The sequence below is a fragment of the Caballeronia sp. genome, from assembly GCF_049581465.1.
Classification (GTDB): Bacteria; Pseudomonadota; Gammaproteobacteria; order Burkholderiales; family Burkholderiaceae; genus Caballeronia.
In genome coordinates this window covers 1-1816 of record NZ_JBAUSA010001076.1, presented here as the reverse complement: position 1 = coordinate 1816, position 1816 = coordinate 1, and the positions used below count along the sequence as shown (strand labels likewise).

Below are 1816 nucleotides of genomic sequence, written 5' to 3'. Positions count from 1 at the left end.
CCCCATCAGCCACCCCAAAGAATCAAACAAAAAGCCCAACTTTTACGAGTTGGGCTTTTTGTTTTTCGGTTGATATAGCGGCTACGCAACCCGCTTTCATAGATCAACGTCAACCGGGGCCATCATGGCTCGACTTTGGCGCGGAAGACGTTGAACGCTGTGTTAACGAACCTCGGGACTTCGTCGCCGACGGATCGTTTTCGGACTTCAGCTTGCGCGGGCGTCCGCCTTTCTTCCCATTCTCGCGAGACGAGGCGGCCTTCGCATCCGACTTCACGGAACCGGCGCGGCTCGCCAAGTGCTTCATCCAGACCTTTGAACCGTAGATGCCCTCGAAAAGCGCAGGCACATACACATCCGCGTCGAGTTTCGGAAAGTGCAAACCCCAGCCTGCCGGGGAAATCTCGATCACTTTCAGGTCTGCATCGCTCGCACCGCCCAGACCTTCGATCAGGGAAACTGGAACGGCGAGCGTCACGCCGTTGTCGAACTCCACCTCGATTTTGTCGATGGACGGACGGTAGCGCGCCGCTACTGCACACGGCCCGACCGCCTCCCCCGCCTTGCGCGCCGCCGCGATGGACTCATCTGTAATTGCCATGAATATTTCTCCAGGCTCCGCATAAGGTGGTGGACAGGGATGGCTCAATCAGTTTCGCGACGCGGCGGATAGTTGCGTTCGAAACTTTCCCTTTGATTTCGCGTAGGTCAAGGGGGCCGTTCGGGCAGTTCAGATTAAATACAATCTCAAATCCTGCGCCTTGCACATGAATGTGCGCCGGGCGGTGATCCGCCGGGTAGATCACCACCTTCAGCCCATTGAGTGTAAGGATCGTGGGCATGAGACGATCATAAACCTAACGGGTAGGTTTGGTAAATCTACCAATGCGCGCGTGGGCTTAAAACAACTCGGTTTGAGCCGGTTCTGGGACCGTTTTAGCGGCCGGCTTTGCGGCATCGGGCGGCCTCGACGAAGCAATATACGGAGTGGATTTTTTGTTTGCGGCAGCGCTTTTACATTCTCTGGCCGTCGAGCCGGGTACCCGGCGCCGTGTCACCCCCGCCCATGCCGGCTCACCTCGGCCCCTGCATCCTTATGCAGCGTAAACAGATCCGCGACGCCAAGCAGCCCCACCAGCGCCACGATCAGGAACGCGATCTGAAAATCTTCCGGTGCCACGGTGCGAGCACCGTGCCGATGCATTGACTCTGCGAGCCGCAACGCAATCGCCCCGAGCGCGACGCCAATACCCATCGTCAGTTGGAACAGCGTGCTCGACAAAGCCGACGCGCCGCTCATCTGCGGCTTTGGGACATCGGCGAAACTGAGCGTGTTCAGTGCAGTGAACTGCAATGAGCGCGACAGGCCGCTGGCAAACAGCACGACGACTACCACCAGGAGTGGCGTCGACGGCGAAATCAAGCTCATCACGGCGAGCGACACCGCGGCCAACGTCCCGTTCACCACCAGCACCCGGCGAAAGCCGAAGCGCCGCATGACGGACGTGGTGACGAGTTTCATCGATAAATTGCCGGCAAAGACGGACAACGTAAGCAGGCCCGACTTGAACGCGTTCATGCCGAAACCGACCTGGAACATCAGCGGCAGGAGAAACGGCACGGCGCTGATGGATATGCGAAAGAGCGACCCGCCGCCCATCGCAACCGCGAATGTCTTGATTCGCAGCGCCGCGAGATCGACCACCGGCTCGCTCGCGCGCCGCAAATGGAGCCACGCGCACAGCCCCGCGAGCACGCCCACGCCGATCAACGTGCTCGTGAACGGCCATGGTGTGTCGTTACGGCCGATCAGCTC

Annotated in this window: 3 protein-coding genes; all 3 read right to left on the bottom strand. The window is 59.5% G+C overall.

Annotated elements, in window-relative coordinates; genetic code table 11:
* Positions 1-109 precede the first annotated feature (109 nt).
* Positions 110-601 (bottom strand): DUF2442 domain-containing protein, encoded by a 492-nt coding sequence (locus WCA53_RS26315; RefSeq protein ID WP_423917439.1) that lies wholly within the window; start codon positions 599-601, stop codon positions 110-112.
* Positions 585-842: a DUF4160 domain-containing protein gene (locus tag WCA53_RS26310; RefSeq protein ID WP_423917436.1), complete on the bottom strand. Its 258-nt coding sequence runs from the start codon at positions 840-842 to the stop codon at positions 585-587. Before WCA53_RS26310 ends, WCA53_RS26315 begins: the two co-directional genes overlap by 17 nt.
* A 212-nt stretch (positions 843-1054) precedes the next feature.
* Positions 1055-1816 (bottom strand): MFS transporter (locus WCA53_RS26305; RefSeq protein WP_423917433.1); only part of this gene is annotated, 762 nt, incomplete at its 5' end.